Source organism: Nitrospirota bacterium (assembly GCA_016207885.1).
In the GTDB taxonomy this organism is placed as follows: domain Bacteria; phylum Nitrospirota; class Thermodesulfovibrionia; order UBA6902; family UBA6902; genus JACQZG01.
In genome coordinates this window covers 19145-36057 of sequence record JACQZE010000014.1, presented here as the reverse complement: position 1 = coordinate 36057, position 16913 = coordinate 19145, and the positions used below count along the sequence as shown (strand labels likewise).

20 protein-coding genes are annotated in these 16913 nt (G+C 45.1%); 9 read left to right on the top strand and 11 right to left on the bottom strand.

From position 1 onward, the window contains the following. Positions 1–34 precede the first annotated feature (34 nt). From HY807_08310 to rsxC, 8 genes are all read right to left on the bottom strand, one after another. Positions 35–1291 (bottom strand): glutamate-5-semialdehyde dehydrogenase, encoded by a 1257-nt coding sequence (locus HY807_08310; GenBank protein ID MBI4826409.1) that lies wholly within the window; start codon positions 1289–1291, stop codon positions 35–37. An 89-nt stretch (positions 1292–1380) separates the two neighbouring features. Then, entirely contained in the window at positions 1381–2961 is a 1581-nt protein-coding gene (locus tag HY807_08305) for an HD domain-containing protein (GenBank protein MBI4826408.1), read from the bottom strand. A 133-nt stretch (positions 2962–3094) separates the two neighbouring features. After that, positions 3095–4297 (bottom strand): Fe-S cluster domain-containing protein, encoded by a 1203-nt coding sequence (locus HY807_08300; GenBank protein ID MBI4826407.1) that lies wholly within the window; start codon positions 4295–4297, stop codon positions 3095–3097. A gap of 42 nt (positions 4298–4339) precedes the next feature. Then, on the bottom strand, positions 4340–4927 hold the full coding sequence (locus HY807_08295; protein ID MBI4826406.1) for an electron transport complex subunit RsxA: 588 nt from the start codon (positions 4925–4927) through the stop codon (positions 4340–4342). Between the two features lie 20 nt (positions 4928–4947). After that, on the bottom strand, positions 4948–5577 hold the full coding sequence (gene rsxE / locus HY807_08290; GenBank protein MBI4826405.1) for an electron transport complex subunit RsxE: 630 nt from the start codon (positions 5575–5577) through the stop codon (positions 4948–4950). Further along, positions 5574–6086 carry an FMN-binding protein gene (locus HY807_08285; protein MBI4826404.1) on the bottom strand — a complete coding sequence of 171 codons (513 nt, stop codon included), beginning with the start codon at positions 6084–6086 and terminating at the stop codon, positions 5574–5576. Before HY807_08285 ends, rsxE begins: the two co-directional genes overlap by 4 nt. A gap of 143 nt (positions 6087–6229) precedes the next feature. Further along, positions 6230–7255: an RnfABCDGE type electron transport complex subunit D gene (locus tag HY807_08280; GenBank protein ID MBI4826403.1), complete on the bottom strand. Its 1026-nt coding sequence runs from the start codon at positions 7253–7255 to the stop codon at positions 6230–6232. A gap of 32 nt (positions 7256–7287) precedes the next feature. Continuing rightward, positions 7288–8604 carry an electron transport complex subunit RsxC gene (gene rsxC / locus HY807_08275; GenBank protein MBI4826402.1) on the bottom strand — a complete coding sequence of 439 codons (1317 nt, stop codon included), beginning with the start codon at positions 8602–8604 and terminating at the stop codon, positions 7288–7290. A 239-nt stretch (positions 8605–8843) separates the two neighbouring features. On the opposite strand from rsxC, the gene lptC reads away from it, so the two are divergent. The 8 genes from lptC (at position 8844) to HY807_08235 (ending at position 14431) form a co-directional block, all read left to right on the top strand. Then, positions 8844–9359, top strand: coding sequence for an LPS export ABC transporter periplasmic protein LptC (gene lptC, locus HY807_08270; GenBank protein MBI4826401.1), 516 nt, complete (start codon positions 8844–8846; stop codon positions 9357–9359). After that, entirely contained in the window at positions 9334–9807 is a 474-nt protein-coding gene (lptA, locus tag HY807_08265) for a lipopolysaccharide transport periplasmic protein LptA (protein ID MBI4826400.1), read from the top strand. The genes lptC and lptA overlap by 26 nt, the downstream gene beginning before the upstream one ends. A 5-nt stretch (positions 9808–9812) precedes the next feature. Continuing rightward, positions 9813–10529 carry an LPS export ABC transporter ATP-binding protein gene (lptB, locus tag HY807_08260; protein ID MBI4826399.1) on the top strand — a complete coding sequence of 239 codons (717 nt, stop codon included), beginning with the start codon at positions 9813–9815 and terminating at the stop codon, positions 10527–10529. Beyond that, positions 10529–11974 carry an RNA polymerase factor sigma-54 gene (gene rpoN / locus HY807_08255; protein MBI4826398.1) on the top strand — a complete coding sequence of 482 codons (1446 nt, stop codon included), beginning with the start codon at positions 10529–10531 and terminating at the stop codon, positions 11972–11974. The genes lptB and rpoN overlap by 1 nt, the downstream gene beginning before the upstream one ends. Positions 11975–12044: 70 nt before the next feature. Next, a complete protein-coding gene (gene raiA / locus HY807_08250) occupies positions 12045–12557 on the top strand; it encodes a ribosome-associated translation inhibitor RaiA (GenBank protein ID MBI4826397.1) in 513 nt (170 codons plus the stop codon). Next, complete coding sequence (gene rapZ / locus HY807_08245; protein ID MBI4826396.1) at positions 12557–13426, top strand: RNase adapter RapZ; 870 nt, start codon at positions 12557–12559, stop codon at positions 13424–13426. Before raiA ends, rapZ begins: the two co-directional genes overlap by 1 nt. Before the next feature lie 170 nt (positions 13427–13596). Continuing rightward, complete coding sequence (locus HY807_08240; protein MBI4826395.1) at positions 13597–13938, top strand: PilZ domain-containing protein; 342 nt, start codon at positions 13597–13599, stop codon at positions 13936–13938. A 25-nt stretch (positions 13939–13963) separates the two neighbouring features. Then, a complete protein-coding gene (locus HY807_08235) occupies positions 13964–14431 on the top strand; it encodes a Crp/Fnr family transcriptional regulator (protein MBI4826394.1) in 468 nt (155 codons plus the stop codon). Here the strand turns inward: HY807_08235 and HY807_08230 are convergent. The 3 genes from HY807_08230 to HY807_08220 form a co-directional block, all read right to left on the bottom strand. After that, complete coding sequence (locus HY807_08230) at positions 14418–15512, bottom strand: DUF3524 domain-containing protein (GenBank protein ID MBI4826393.1); 1095 nt, start codon at positions 15510–15512, stop codon at positions 14418–14420. The genes HY807_08235 and HY807_08230 overlap by 14 nt on opposite strands. Positions 15513–15745: 233 nt before the next feature. Beyond that, positions 15746–15979, bottom strand: a complete 234-nt coding sequence (locus HY807_08225) for a tyrosine-type recombinase/integrase (GenBank protein ID MBI4826392.1) — start codon at positions 15977–15979, stop codon at positions 15746–15748. After that, complete coding sequence (locus HY807_08220) at positions 15976–16335, bottom strand: four helix bundle protein (GenBank protein MBI4826391.1); 360 nt, start codon at positions 16333–16335, stop codon at positions 15976–15978. The genes HY807_08225 and HY807_08220 overlap by 4 nt, the downstream gene beginning before the upstream one ends. Before the next feature lie 317 nt (positions 16336–16652). Here HY807_08220 and HY807_08215 point away from each other — a divergent pair, with 317 nt between their 5' ends. Next, positions 16653–16901 carry a hypothetical protein gene (locus tag HY807_08215; protein ID MBI4826390.1) on the top strand — a complete coding sequence of 83 codons (249 nt, stop codon included), beginning with the start codon at positions 16653–16655 and terminating at the stop codon, positions 16899–16901. Positions 16902–16913: the final 12 nt, after the last annotated feature.

Genomic DNA, 16913 nt, shown 5'->3' with positions numbered 1-16913 from the left:
CTTCATGACTTGTGAATTGCACCTTTTAGCTTTCTCAGGTTCTTACCTGCCCATTACCCATTACAATGAACTTCGTGCAGGTCAGCTCCTCAAGCCCCATGGGGCCGCGCGCGTGTATCTTGTCGGTTGATATGCCCATCTCAGCGCCGAGTCCGTACTGAAAGCCGTCGCTGAACCTTGTTGATACATTCACCATTACAGAGGAAGAGTCCACCTCTTTTAGAAACCTCATCGCCTTGTTATAGTCCTCAGTGACTATTGAATCAGTATGCGCAGAGCTGTACTTTGCGATATGGTCCATCGCGGCATCGATGTCTTTCACTATCTTTATGTTCATTATCTTGTCGATGTATTCAGTGTGGTAATCATTCTCTGCAGCAAGTGAAATAGTTTTGTCATATTTTCTTGAAGCCTCATCGCCCTTAAGCTTGACCCCTCCCTTCTTGAACCTCCTTATCATGGAAGGGAGAAACTTTTCCGCGATCATCTCATCCACAAGCATCGTCTCCATTGCGTTGCATGTAGCGGGACGCTGCACCTTGGCGTTAAAGCATATCTCCTCAGCCATCTTAAGGTCTGCGTCACGGTCAACAAATACATGGCAGACTCCCTTGTAATGTTTGAGCACCGGGATACGCGAGTTTTCGGTAACAGCCCTTATGAGGCTCTCTCCTCCGCGCGGAATGACAAGGTCTATTATCCCCTCAAGCTTGAGCATCTCCATTACAGCCTGCCTGTCAGGAGTATTTATGAATGTTATGACGCCCTGATGTATGCCCTGAGATTTTATGGCGCCTCTGAGCACCTTCACGATAGCGGTGTTGGAGTGGATCGCCTCGGAGCCGCCCCTGAGCACGACCGCATTGCCCGCCTTTAGGCAGAGCGCGGTAGCATCCGCTGTCACATTGGGCCTTGATTCATAGATGATAGCTATCACGCCGATAGGAACCCTCATCTTGCCGACCATCATCCCGTTCGGCCTTGTCTGCATCTTGAGTATCTCACCTGAAGGGTCAGGCAGTGCCGCTATCTCAACAAGCCCCTGCGCCATCTGCTCTATCCCCTTTTGCGTCAGTGTGAGCCTGTCAATCATGGCCTTTGAAAGCCCCTTCTTTTTTGCGGCTGCGACATCTTTCTTATTCGCGGCCTGAAGCCCTTTTGAACTTTTCAGGATGGCCTCTGCCATCTTTATCAGAGCCTTGTTCTTTACTTCAGAAGATGCCTTTGCAATAGCCCTCGACCCTTCCTTTGCCTCATGCGCTTTATTTAATACATATGCCTTAATATCCATGAAAGTCCTCCATCAATGAAATGCGATTGAAAATTTTAGCATAAACAACAGGAAAGAGAAATGATATGCCTGCGGATTGAAGGCCGTCTTCAGCAGCTGTTGCTTATTTCAAAAAACCCGGTACTGCATTTCATAAAGGCATCCACAATATCCGGATCAAAGTGTTTGCCTCTGTCTGCCATTATTCTTTCAACAGCTTTCTCATGCGGCACCTCGCCCTCATAAGGCCTTGAAGCCCTTATCGCGTCATAGGCGTCACACAGAGCGAATATCCTGGCTTCCAAAGGTATCTTTTCTCCTTTTAAACCGATATAACCGGTGCCGTCGTATTTTTCATGATGGTACGCGCAAATATTCCTGCCCATGATCAGGAATGACTGTTTTGTTTTAAACTCATCAAGATCCCTGTCAAGCACATCTTTCCCTATATAAACATGTTTTTTCATCTTCTCGTATTCTTCATCGGTCAGCTTCCCGGGTTTCAACAATATGGCGTCCTTTATTCCGACCTTCCCGATATCATGCAGCGGCGAGGCATCGGCAATATCCTGAATGAATTCTTCAGTAATTACATTACGGTACTTATTATTCTTCCGCAGCTGCCTCGTCAAGGCAATAGCGTAATGTTTTGTCCTTTTTAAATGATAACCGGTATCGTTATCCCTGTATTCTGTAAGGTCGGCAAGAGAATGTATCAGTGTCTTCTGGGATAAAACAAGCTCTTTATACCTCGAAACATTCAAATACGCGACAAGGCCGATAAGAGAGATAAAGAGAAGAACAAGCGAGGCGGGCGGCATGGCAAGCCCTATCATGGATGCCCTGAACAATGAAAGGTCATGTTTATTGCCAAGCAGTATTTTTCTTATCGAAAGGATATCAGCGGTAAGGTAATGTATGCTCTCTTTTCCAGAGATATCGAGTTTGCCCTGCCTGCCGACGAATGTAAATTTGGACTTATCGAATTCAAGTGTGCCGTCAGGCCTGAATGAGATGATATCGCCCTCTTCTGTATTCAGAAAAATATCTTCCGGCATTTGGCTGAATACCTTTGAAAGAAAGATATTAATGACGAGAAACCCCTTTCTTGCGCCTTTTGAATCAAAAAGAGGAGTCGCCAGGTCAATGGACGGGATATAAGTCACCACTCCTGCATTTTGTTCAGCATTCAGGTTTACGGAAGAGACATATACATCGCCTGCTTTCATATCCGAGGGATAGTTAATATAATTGAGAGGGATTATATTATAAGCGCCGCCGTCAGCAGCAACCGCGTGGTGCCCGTCATGATCATTTTCTACCTTTACCATTTCATTATTTGCCGGATCAATAATGCTTATCCGGTAGAGGTAAGGATAGTTTAATGTCAGGACATGAAACGCGCCCAGCACCTCATCTCTCTTCAGAAAAGATGTGAAGCCGCTGTCAACATATGCTCTTGTAACAGGAATATCCTTAAGAAATAAAAGCTGGCGGGCTAAACCTGCAAAGAATATCTCCAACACCTCTTTCGCAGTCTCGAGGCGTGCCTTATCGTTCTTTTCCTCAAGTGTTATCTCAAGCTCATATATCTGCTTAGCAGTAATAAAGACAACCGAACCCACAATAAGAAACAGTGTGAAAACTACCGATATCAATACCTTGTTTTGTCTGAAGAAATTGCTGTTCATTTCAATAACATCGGCAGAATCAATTTAAATTATAGGGATAAACTCAAAGCAACATTTAAAGTCTATCACATATAAAACTGAGGTCAAGCTGATGGGTTTTTACTGAAATTGCGAGGTATTAACGTAGGGGATATTAAGCTCCGGCAGTTTCTTGCTGAGCTTTTTCAGCCTTTGCCTTTTCACGGGCAGCCTTTTTCGCCTCAAACTCAAGCGCGATCTCAGAGTAGTTGATCGTTCCTTCTATGGCAAGCGTAGGACACTTCGATGTGCATATGCCGCAGCCGATGCACTTGTCCTGATCAATGACATGCAGCTTCTTCGGCTCGCCTGAAGCGGCATTAACCGGACAGACCTTTGCGCAGATGCCGCAGCCGATGCATTTTTCAGTAATCAGCGCTTTCGGCCTGAAAGGGAGGTTATCAACTATAGCATCTGTCGGGCACTTTATTACGCATAAGCCGCAGACCTTGCACTTGTCGATATCAATAACAGAAAGGTTATTCGTAATTGAAGGCGCGTCATACGGGCATACCTTTACGCACATTCCGCATCCGATACAGCCGACCCTGCAGTTCCTCTTTGTGTCAGCGCCCTTGTCCTTTGAACGGCATGTAACAAGCACCTCTTTTGAAACAGGCAGTATGGAAATGATCTGTTTCGGGCAGGCCTTTGCGCATTTTCCGCATGCCGTACACTTTACAGGGTTTATAATGGGCAGATTCTCTTCACTCATGGTTATCGCGCCGAAAGGACATGCCCTGAAACATGTTCCATAACCGAGACAGCCGTAGACACATGATTTATCTCCACCGCTTGCAAGCACAGCCGCCTTGCAGTCTCTTATCCCTTCATATTGGAACCTTCGTGATGACTTTGACGCATCGCCGTTGCAAAGAACCCTGGCGATCTTCGGCTCAGTTATCTCAGCAGCCTTCCCTGATATTGCAGCAGCAGCAGCAGCGCAAGGCGCACCGCCGGGGGTACAGAGATTTGGCGGGACATCCGGGTTTGAAATGACGGCCTCAGCATACTGGCGGCAGCCGGGATAACCGCATGCTCCGCAGTGCGCGTGCGCAAGGACTTCGAGAATCTCCTCGACCCTCGGGTCGGTCTTTACATCAAACTTTTTTGCGGCAAAGGCAAGCCCAAGCCCGAAGAGAGTGCCTATCCCGAGCAGAAAGACAGCGGAGAACTTGAGCACTGAACCGATATCAACAAATTCCTTGGCCTCTACGCCTCCGCCGACACCAGCGTAAAGCGTGGAAGAGCAGAAGAGCAGAAGAGCAGAAGTTAATATGAATACGGTTCTTTTTTCTGTAACGTTGAAATTATACATATATTTTTTTATGTCAAACTTTAAATTCATAGTATCTGACAGCTACAGTGTAATTAATCCCGAGAACCCCATGAACGCAAGCGATATAAGCCCCGCAAGAACAAACGCTATGGGCAGACCTCTGAATGGAGCCGGCACATCCGCAAGCTCCAGTTTTTCACGTATGCTCGCCATTATGATCAAGGCAAGCGCAAACCCGAGCCCTGAACCGAGCCCGAACGCGATCGTCTCAAGAAAAGTGTAACCATGGTCAGCGCTCATCAGAGGAACCGCAAGTATGATACAGTTCGTAGTTATCAATGCAAGGTAAACACCAAGCTTGTAATATAAGGCCGGGCTGACCTTCTTCATGATTATATCCGCGGACTGAACAAACGATGCAACAACACCTATGAATATCATGATCTTTAGAAAGGCTATATCAAGGGGGATCATTATATAGAAGAAGATGAGCCAGCTTAATGCGGCGCTGACCACCATGACACATGTGAACGTAATGCTCATGCCTATCGCAGTCTCCATCTTCTTTGACACGCCGAAGAAGATGCAGAGGCCGAGAAACATGGTAAAGACAAAATTATTGATCAATGATGATGCGATGATCAGCTGAAAGAGTTTTCCAAAGTCCATAATTTATATCTCCTGAATCCTTATACTCCGGAGGCGCCTTTGCCGCCGAAAAATCTTATATCAACCCAGTTGAAAAACGCCATTAGAACACCAACCGCGAGAAAGCCGCCTGCGGGCAATACCATAATGAGCAGCGGTTTGCCGTCAACGATCGGAAAGCCGAAGAGTGATCCCTTTCCGATCAGCTCCCTGAAGAAACTGATGACCAGCATGGCCACAAGAAAGCCCAATCCGCTTCCGAGCCCGTCGAAGAACGCCTTTGACATCTTATTCTTGCTGGCAAAGACCTCGGCCCTCGCAAAGATCGAGGCGAAAGCGACAATTATCTGAATATAAAGCCCTATCACCTTATATATATCCCTGAAGTAAGTGGACATGGTCATATCTATAATAGTGACGTAACCTGCAATTATGAACATGAATATCGGGATACGTATCTTCGGATGTATGAAGTTTCTGATGGCTGACACAGTGACATTGACCATCGTCTGGACAAATACGACAGAAACCCCTAATGCAAAACCGGTCTTAAGGCTGCTTGTAACAGCGATCGCAGGGCACAGGCTGATAGCCATCCGGAAGATGGTGTTCTCGCCGAATACGCCGTTCTTCAGAAGTTCCCAGTTGCTCTTTACACGAACATGGCTCATTTCTCCACCTCGCCTGAATTGTGTCCGGAACCCAATTTCTCCTTGAGCATATTAACCGCATTTCTCACAGCGTCTTCAGCCACTGCGCGGCTTGATATGGTGGCTCCTGTTATCGCCTGAATATTCTTGTCAGTCTCTGTCTTTACAACAATAAGGCCGTCGGAATCCTTTCCGACAAACTGGTCAAGAAAATAATCTTTTTCTACCTCATCACCAAGCCCGGGGGTCTCTTTGTGCCCGAGGATCTTTACTTTCTTGACAAGAAGATCATTGCCCAGTGAAACAAAAACATGTATATAGCTGGAATAGCCTTTGCCGTAGCTCTCGGCAATATATCCGATATCCGTGCCGTTTATGCATCTTTTTATTTCCCTGGGCTTGCCGGTCTTTTCATCAGTTGCCTTTTCAATCTTTACTTCTCCGCATTTTCTCGCGGCATAGTATTCAGAATGTTTATGATGCGGTTCCCACATTCCCAATTCCTCAACCTGATCTGCCTCAGGCATCATCGTCTGAAGCGCCGCCTCTTTCTCCTCTTTCTCTTTCTGGAATTTTACAGGAGATGTATAAGCATATATAACCGCGATCAATAACCCGCCTATTACATAGACAACAGCAAGGTTAAAGGCTATCTTTATGATCTCTACAGGTTTCATTTCTTCTCTTCCGTGCCTTTTTTCTTCTTGACCGCCCCGAAGAGGTCAGGTTTTACACCCCTGTCTATAAGAGGGGCAAAACAGTTCATAAGCAGTATCGCGAACATGACGCCTTCAGGATAGCCGCCTTTCAAACGTATGAGAATGGTCAACGCACCGCAGCCTATACCGAAGATTATCTGCCCTTTTCTTATGGTTGGGCATGTTACATAGTCAGTAGCCATAAAGAAGGCGCCGAGCACCAGGCCGCCGCTCATCATATGAATAACGGGGTCGCCGGAAAACAATCCGCTTTTGCCGCCAAACGCCCAGGCAAGCAGGCCGACTGTCGCCATAAAAGAGACCGGTATGTGCCAGGTTATATACTTCTTGTATAGGAGATAAAGAGCGCCGATAAGGAGAAATATTACTGAGGTCTCGCCGAGAGACCCTGCCCTGTGGCCCGTAAAAAGGCTCATGTACAGGTCGCTTTTTGTTCCGAACGCCTCAATGAGCTTTGATATGCCTTCTTCCTTTAATATCCCCAGAGGGGTTGCAGTGGTCTTGGCATCAAGAGCAGCAAACGCGGCAGTAGGCTCTTTCCATACGGTCATGTATTTTGTCCAGGCGATCAACAAGAAGGCCCTTCCTATAAGTGCGGGGTTAAAGACATTATATCCGAGTCCGCCGAAGAGCTGTTTTACAATTACTACAGCTACAAACGAACCGACTATGGGAATGTAAAAAGGAAGGTCAGGCGGAAGGTTCATCGCAAGGAGAAGACCGGTCAGGAATGCGCTGCCGTCCTGCACTGATATCTTCTTATTTAGAGACCTCTGGTAGATATATTCAAAACCTACTGAAGAACCGATACATAGAGCGGTTACAAACATCGCCCTCGGGCCGAAGTAGTAGAACGAGGCTATAAGCGCCGGGAAGAGCGCAAAGTTGACGCTCCACATTATCTTTGATACAGACTCCTCATCCCTGACATGAGGGCTGACCGATACGATCAATTTTTTATCTTTGTTCTCTTCCGACATCTTTACCTTTTAATTGTCAATCTTAAACTTGTTTAGCCGGGTTTGGTCTGTGATTTAGCAAGCCTGACGAACTGAACCATCGGCCTCTTTGACGGACATACAAAAGCGCATGACCCGCATTCAAAGCAGTCAAAGAGGTTGTAATCCTTTGTCTCTTCATAACGCCCCTTCTCGGAAAGAATGCTTATCATCGAAGGGTTGAGTCCCATGGGGCAGACATCTATGCAGCGGCCGCATCTTATACAGGCCGAATACTCATCAGTTGATATGAACTCATCTTCGCTCTGCACAAGTATGCCTGAAGTGCCTTTGACCACAGGCACATCAAGGTCCCACTGGGCAAAACCCATCATAGGGCCGCCGCTTATAACTTTGACAGCGCCCTCGGAAAGGCCGCCGCAGTCTTTAATTATCTCTGATACAAGCGTTCCTATGCGGACCATGAGGTTCTTCTGCTCCTTAACGCCTTTGCCCGTTACCGTGACTATTCTCTCAATAAGGGGCTTGCCAAAGCGAACCGCATCATATACGGCAAGCGCTGTGCCGACATTCTGCACAACAGCGCCGACATCCATCGGAAGGCCGCCTTTTCCGGGAACCTCCCTGCCGGTGATAGCCTTGATCAGCATCTTTTCAGCGCCCTGCGGATACTTCACTGTAAGCGGCCTGACCTCTATGCCCGGCTCACCCTCTGATGCCTTTTTCATCGCCTCGATCGCATCAGGCTTGTTCTTCTCTATTCCTATATAACCCTTTGTAACGCCGACCGCCTTCATTATCAGCTTAAGCCCGTTAACAATAGACTTGGGCTGCTCGACCATGATCCTGTGGTCAGCGGTAAGGTAGGGTTCGCATTCGGCACCGTTAAGGATTACAACATCAATGGGTTTCTCTTTTGGAGGAGAGAGCTTTACATTGGTTGGAAAAGCAGCCCCGCCGAGGCCGACTATGCCCGCATCCTTTATGCGTGTCTTTATCTCATCTGCGCCAAGGGCCATGAAATCCGGGGTATCAACTAATGCGATAGCCTCGTCTTTCTCATCGCTCTCTATCACAACAGACTGGACCATTCTGCCCGAAGGGTGAAGAAAGTCGCTTATTGCAACGACCTTGCCCGATATTGAAGCGTGAACAGGAGCGGATACAAAACCCGGCGCAGAGCCGATCATCTGGAACTTTTTGACCTCGTCCCCGATGCTCACCTCAGCCTTTGCAGGCGCGCCTATATGCTGGCTTAAAGGAATTACCACTCTTTTAGGCAAACGGGCATTCTGAGTTGGATTGCCTGCGGTAAGTCCTTTTGAGTCATGGGGATGAACCCCTCTTTCAAATGTATCGGCTCTAACCATTTAATAATCGATCCTTAAAATTCATGTCTTCGAGGAATAAATCCTGGTTATTATACAGAAAGAAGCAATAAAAGTGCTCATAAATATTTTATAAATTAATAAAAAACATTAATAGTTTTTGATATATAAAGAGTATTCATTTAATATGCCGTAATTTTATGAAATAATTCGATTTTTGTAAGCATTTTCCTTGCCAATCTCTTTACTTGGCATAGTCCCTATGATAGAATAGCTGCAGAATGAAGGGTAAGTTTTTTATTGTATTATCAATAATATCAGCCCTTGGGATCTTAATCCTCCTGGGCAGTAATGAAGAAAGTATTATTATAAACCCCTCATACCATACTTCTGTAATGCGTGGAATTCACCTGAACCACAAAAATGGAAATGCGCTCAAATGGGAGCTGTTTGCCAGGAACGCGACATTTCCGGAAGACAAAAAAGATATCATTATTGATTCACTTGAGCTGAAGATCCATGACGGGCATGACATATATATTACCGGCGGGAAAGGTATATATAATATAAACAAGAAAGACCTTGCTGTAGAAGATAAGATAGAGATAAAACTGAAAGACGGGGTCTTTAAAACCGATTCGCTTAAATGGGAGAGCGAAGAGGGGCTGATAACGGCTCCGGATGATGTTGAATTTATAAGTGATAATTTCACAATTGAAGGAACCGGGCTTGTAGCTGACGTAAGTCAAGAGAAGGTAAGGATACTTAAGAATGTCAAAGGCACCTTTTACCGTTAAAATATTTCTGGCGATTACAATATTTTTTATTCCTGTATTTGCCTCCCACGCGTCTTCCCTGAAAAAAGACACTCCCATAGTCATTACCTCTGATACACTGACCGCTGACAACAAAAATGATACAGCCGTATTTGAAGGCTCCGTAGCTGCAACCTCTCAGGATATCAAGATCTTTGCTGATAAGATGACCGTTTTTTACAGTGACGGGAACAGTAAGATAGCAAAAATACACGCAGCCGGAAATATCAGGGTACAGAAAGAGGGTATGTCGATCTTTTCAGAAGAAGCGGAATATATATATGATGATGAAGAGAAGATCATCTTTACCGGAAACCCTAAGGTCATTGAGAATGATAACTCTATAACAGGAACCAGAATAATCTATTTCCTCAAGGATGACCGGGCTGTCATAGAAGGCAGCAAGGTGCTTATAAAAAACAAGAAATAATAATTATGCATACTCTTGATATTACAGAGCTGAAAAAGAGCTATAGCGGCAAACCCGTTGTTTCCGGAATAACCATGAGTATCAATTCAGGAGAAGTGGTGGGGCTTCTCGGGCCTAACGGAGCCGGCAAGACAACCTCATTCTACATGATACTCGGCCTTATTGAGCCGGACAGCGGCTCCATCTATCTCGACGGCGAAGACCTGAGCAAATACCCCATGTATAAAAGATCAAGAAAGGGGATCGGCTACCTCCCCCAGGAGGTCTCAATATTCAGAAAGTTGAGCGTTGAGAACAATATCAGGGCTGTCATTGAGATGACAGATACTGAAAATAAAGAGCAAAAACTGAGCGGCATAATGGAAGAATTCAACCTTGCCCCTTTTGCAAACAGGCTTGGATACCAGCTTTCCGGAGGCGAGCGCCGGAGGGTGGAGATTGCAAGGGCCCTTGCCATAGACCCTTTGTTCATACTTCTGGATGAGCCGTTTGCCGGTATAGACCCTATTGCGGTTATGGATCTGAAAAAGACTCTCTCGCAGCTCAAAAATAAAGGGATAGGCCTTATCATCACAGACCATAATGTCCGGGAGACACTCTCGATAACTGACAGGGCATATATCATAAGCGACGGTAAGATACTCGCGCACGGAATCCCGACAGAACTGATAGCAAATGAACTTGTAAAAAGAAGCTATCTCGGCGAGGAGTTCAGGTTATAATGGCATTTCAGGAGCAAAAACTTCAGCTGACGACATCCCAGAGACTGGTGCTTACCCCCCAGCTTCAACAGTCTATCAAGCTGCTTCAACTGCCTCTTCTTGAACTGTCACAGGAGCTGACACAGGAGCTGATGAGCAACCCGCTGCTGGAAGAGGTCAGCGATGGCGATGTTTTTGAAAAAGGGGGTTCATCTGAATTAAAGAATGAGGATGAAGCGATCCAAAAACCTGTTGAAGAGAGCGAGTCCCCTCTTGAGAAGATATTCGGATATACGACCGATAACTACTTTGAAGAAAGAGAGAGCGACGGCAGAGACCTTGGTTATTTTAATGAAGGCATTGATACGCCTTCCCCCTTTGAGCGCAACACTCAAAAACCTGACCTTTACGAACACCTGCTGTGGCAGCTAAGGCTTTCAAATATCCCGGAGTCAATAGGCCATATAATCGAGATAATGATAAACAACCTCAACGAATATGGTTATCTTGACGCCTCCCTTGATGAGATAGCAAAGGCCGCTGAAACAGACATCCAGACCGCTGAGAAAGCGCTGTCAAGTTTGCAGGGATTTGACCCTGCCGGCGTCGGGGCAAGAAACCTTCAGGAATGCCTGATCCTTCAGTTGAAACCGCTTGAACTTCAGGACACTCTTGTTGAAAATATACTCCGTCATGGTTTTAATGAACTGGAGCGGAAGAACCTGAAGGGGCTTGCCTCAAAACTGCACGCCTCTTTTGACGATATACTGGCTGCCGTGAAGATAATTGAAGGCCTCGAACCAAGGCCCGGAAGAAATTATTCTTCTGATGAACCTAATTACATAACACCTGACGTCTTTGTTGAAGAGTCAGACGGCCAATTCATAATAACCCTGAACAATGAAGGGACCCCCAGGCTGAGGATATCAGCTTTTTACAGGAGGCTCCTGGCAGACAAGATAAATCTGGGAAAAGAAGAGAAAGAGTTCCTCAGGGAGAAGCTCCGGTCAGCCCTCTGGCTTCTCAAGAGCCTTGACCAGAGGAACAAAACAATTTACAGGGTCACAGAGAGCCTGCTCAAGTTTCAGGAAGATTTTTTCAGAAAGGGATTTAAACATCTTAAGCCTTTAAAATTGAAAGACATTGCAGAAGACCTTGGAATGCATGAAAGCACGATAAGCAGGGTAACTTCCAGCAAATATATGCAGTGCCCTCAGGGTCTCGTTAGTTTAAAGTCTTTCTTCAGCAACGCGATATCTTCAACAGGCGGCAGCATACCTTCCTCAAATGTCAAGGAGACTATCAGAACGTTCATTGCGGATGAGGATCCTAAAAAACCTTACAGCGACAAAAAAATAACTGAGCTGCTTAAAAACAACGGGGTTGATATAGCCCGAAGGACAGTAGCAAAATACAGGGAGGAACTAAAGATACCTTCAAATACCAAACGCAAAAAATGGGCATGAACAATTATCAGAAGTAATATGTATTTGTTAATAACCGGCTTTTAATTTTAATCAAATTCAGGAGGAAAGAATGAACATTATAGTACATGCCAAACATATGGAGCTTACAGACAACCTGAAAAAATATGCTGAGGAGAAGATAGGGAAGTTTAATAAGTATTTCAGCGATGTTACAGAAACAACCGTCACCCTCAGCATTGAAAAGTACCGGCACAAGGCAGAAGTGCTCATAAAGGCCAACGGTTCTTTTATTCAGGCTGAAAGCATAACAGATGAGATGTATTCATCCATTGATGAGGTTGTTGAAAAGCTTGAGCGCCAGGTCAAAAAAAATAAAGAAAAACTCGTATCCAAAAGAAAGGGAAGAGCCAAACCCGGAGAGACCTTTGCCAGCGCAGAACCGGCCCCTGCCATAATAAAAAGCAGGTCTTTTGATACCAAGCCCATGAGCATTGATGAAGCAGCCATGCAGATGGAGATACTCAAAAGGGATTTCTTTATATTCACCAATGCATCTTCAGGCCAGATAAATGTCCTGCACAAAAGAAAAGACGGCAATTTGGGGCATATAGAACCGCAATAATGAAACGCCTTAAAACCGGACATTTCTCCACAATACTGCTTACAGGGCTTTCGGGCGCCGGAAAGACGGTGGCGCTCAACGCCCTTGAAGACAGCGGATTCTTCTGTGTTGACAATCTTCCTGTCACTCTCATTAAAACCTTTGTAAACCTCTGCAGTAAAACTCCGGCTGTTTCAAAGGTCGCCATCGGCGTAGATATCAGAGGCGGCAAGTTCCTGCCCGCCTTCTCCGATATGATCCCGGCCCTGAAAAAGAAGTTTAAGATGGAGGTGATCTTTCTTGAGGCAAAAGAAGATGTGCTCCTGAGCCGGTTCAAGGAGACGAGGCGTCCCCACCCTCTCGGCCTGACTGATATAAAAAAGTCGACACAAAAAGAGAAGAAGCTCCTTTCATCCATAAGGAAAGAGGCTGACAGGATAATAGATACATCCAAATTAACGCTGCACCAGCTCAGAAAACTTATCATAAGCTCCCATCTCGGAGAAAAGAGCAAAAGCATGGCGATCACCCTTATCTCTTTCGGATACAAATACGGCGTTCCGCTTGAATCAGACCTTCTCTTTGACGTCCGTTTCCTGCCAAACCCTTTCTTTATCAAAGAGCTGAAAAAATATCCCGGCACATCGGCAAAAGTGAAAAACTTCGTCCTTCAAAAAGAGGATACAACAAAGTTCCTCGACAAACTCTACCCGCTTCTTGACAGCATAATCCCTCTCTATATCAAGGAAGGCAAGAGCTACCTTACGATAGGCATAGGATGCACAGGAGGCATGCACCGCTCACCTGCAATAGCTGAAGAGATCAAAAGAACCCTCAAAAAACAGAAGCTTAATGTATCTGTATTGCACAGAGACCTGCCTCTTTCTTAATTAATGAATTGCCGCCAGCGGTTCGCCTGGTTTCCTAATGTGTGTGAAATTACACATAGTCGCAACTTATGGTATTTATTATATTTATCTTAAAGCCATAACTCATTGCAATATATAATAATTCACAATTCATATAGTAGTGGCACCAACTTTGCGTGTATAAACTGGTTATGGGTAACCAAAGACGTTCAAAACGCATAAATCACAGGCTGGATGCTGAGGTTGTACTTGAGAAAAAGTCATATTGGGGATCAATTGAGAACTTCTCTGAAGTGGGGATCTTCAAGATATCAGTTCCTGATGAAGAAGTCGTCGAATTCATCCCCGGTGCAGGGGTTTTAGTAAGGTTTCAGCTGCCCTCTAAAGAAGAGATCAACCTGCACTGCTCTATAAAATGGCTGCGTATCACACCTGAGCCGCTTGCAGGGATCATATATAACATGGGCATGGAGATACATAACCCGCCGCCGCAATATCTGAACTTCGTTCATAGCCTTTATGTGTTAGAATAAAAAACCTCCTGAAAGGCTGAGAAGCATGCAAAATCAATATAACGAATACTGCTCCTACCTCGTAGGCGAACTCACAAAGTTGATCTCCATTAATTCCGAGGAATTCAAAATACTGCTGGATTATTTTCACTGCAGGAATGTTGCCAAAGGCGTGACACTCTGGAGAGAGGGAGACAGCTGCGACTACATCGCATTTGTAGCATCGGGAAGGGTGATGATATCCAAGGAGACGGAGTTAAAGGGCAACCCTGTAGTGCTCGGCATCTACGGCACAGGGTCTTTCATTGGCGCGCTCTGCATACTTGATAACAGCGGCAGGGCTGTTACCGCCGAGACGCTTGATGACACCTCGCTCATGATAATAACCAAAGAGGATTTCGACAAGCTCATGAATGAAAATCCCGCGCTGTGGGGAAAATTGCTGAAGGGTATCCTTCTCTCTGTATCAAAGCGTCTGAAGAGCTCCTTTGAACGCCTCGTCACTGTCTTCTAAAAGTTAACCACTCCTCATAATCATGCGCAAGCCTCGCCCACGAATGCGGCTCTGTAATCCTTTTTGATTCTTCGGCTGATAGACGCTTCTTTTTAAGAACCAGTCCCCTAAGCCTTTTGACAAGATCCTTTTCCCCATACAGAAACTCCTCAGGAAAGATCTCGGGATACGAAAGCCGGTTCGGAAGCAGCGGCCGGCATCCGGCACGAACCGCCTCTAAAACAGAGATACCGAAGAACTCGTGCGCTGCTGTAGAAACCACTATATCGCACATCTTCAGCCATCTGCAATAATCCTGCCTTGAATCCACGTAACCGGAGTGAAGGATTCGATGAGGCAAGATTCCCTTGGCTTCATTAAATATATTCGGGCTTCTCTGGAAAGATTCACCAAGAATAACCAGCCTGAAATCAATGCCTTCTTTATCCAATTCATAAAGCGCCTTAAAAAAGATCTCGGGGCATTTGTCATGTTCCCACCTGTGGTTCCACAGTATTACTGGTATCCCGCTTCTGCCTTCTTCCGCTGATGAGTCTATATCTGAGAAATCTATGCCTGCTGATATAACCCTTGATTTTCCTCGTATACTTTTAAGGGGATCATTAAGCTTCATGCCTGGAGCTATTTTCAAAAGGTCATCTGCGCCTTTAAGAAAAGTTGAAAGGTTGTATTCAGAATTAAACCCTATACCGTCAGAAGATAGTGCTGTTGTCAGGTTTGTGAGGCCAAAATGAATATCACGCTCATCATCAACCTGAACCGGATATTCAAACTGGTTCTCATGGAAATATGTAAGCAGGGGGACGTCTCTCACCCATGAAGGAGCCATGCCCCTGAACGAGGCGACATCAAGAAAAGATGAACAGAGTATCCTGTCATACTTCCTGTCCGACTTATGAAGTTTCTCAGCAAAATAAGGCGCCGCAAGCCTCATCCGCCACTTCCACTTGCGTGCACTAAGCGTCATGATCTCAAAATCAAAATTGAGATTACTTATATTGTTCAGGAATGACCTGTGCGAACCGCCGTAGTAGGGTTCGAGGACAAGAACTTTTAATCTTTTCTCCTGAGAAGCAGGCATCATGGGTGATTATAACATGCTTAATCTTCTGAGCAGGATATGATGTCATTCCCGACTGAGCCTGTCCCGTTTTGCGGGAATCGGGAATCCAGCTCCTTTTATTCCCCTCTATCAAGAGGCATGCCTGACGGTAGGCAGGGGCTGAGGTGAGGGGAACCATCTTGCTGTCATTTCGAACGAAGCGAGAAATCTTGTCTCTTCGTCATTCCCGACCCGATCGGGAATCCAGTTCTTTATTCCCCTCTATCAAGAGGGGTTAGGGGTGTGTTGCTTTTTCTATATAAACTGTCAAGCGGGCTTTGAGGAGCTTTAGTAATATCTCTGATCACATGAGTATAAATCATGGTTGTTTCCACATTCTTGTGTCCCATTAGAGTCTGTATCTCCCGGATATTTACCCCGCTCATTAACAGATGAGTTGCGAAGCTGTGCCTGAGTGTATGAACTGAAAAGCATTCAGCTCTCAGTTATCAGCTCTCAGCTTCTTGATAAATGTAGCAAGCATTCGTTTAACTTCTATTACCTCACTTGTAAGACTGTTATAATCTCCACTGTTGAGCAGATGAAGATCATGGGTTAATATCAGTAAATATTCTAATTCACTTGCTGAACCCATCGCTATCTCAAGAAAACGCGCAAGCTCAGCATCACTGTTCCTTCCACATCCTTCTGCTATGTTCGTAGGAACGGAAGCGCCTGATCTTCTTATCTGACTCGTTAAACCATATATTTCTTCACGTGGAAATGATGAAGTAGCATGATAAACTTTCTGAGTCAACCTATGTGCCTTGCCCCATACAGAGAGTGTTTTGAAATCTCTCATAACATTTCCCCTTCTTTTTAGCCGAATGCTGACTGCTGATACCTGACAGCTTATTACTCCTGCACAAGTCTCCTTGAAAGCAAAAACTCCTGAAATTCTGGCAAAATCTTTTTTTGCATTTTTATCAGTTATGATTTAAACATCCATAAATTACGACCGTTCGTATATCATGGATATTACATAGCAAATACGAATAAATCCAGATAATTCATTAACTGAAAGGCTATTTTTTGCTTGATTTATTAATCATTACTCTCTAAAATGATTAATGATTGAGGAAATACGAGCGGTCATATTAATTGTTATAGGAAATAAATATGAAGAAATTATTAGAAGGTCAAGCACTAGAAAAAAGGGCACAAGAATTAGGTTGCAGTACTCAAGGTGCACCGATAACGCAATCTATCTCGGGTTACCGCAAGGCCACTGATGATGAACTACAAAGACGTGTGATTGAGGCAGAAAGATCAATCCGAGAATCGCGTCTCTGGCTATTGGCTTTGTTATCTGCAATCGTATCAATAATAAGTGCAATAACAGCTATTATTGCTGTAACAAAAAATTAATATCTATAACAA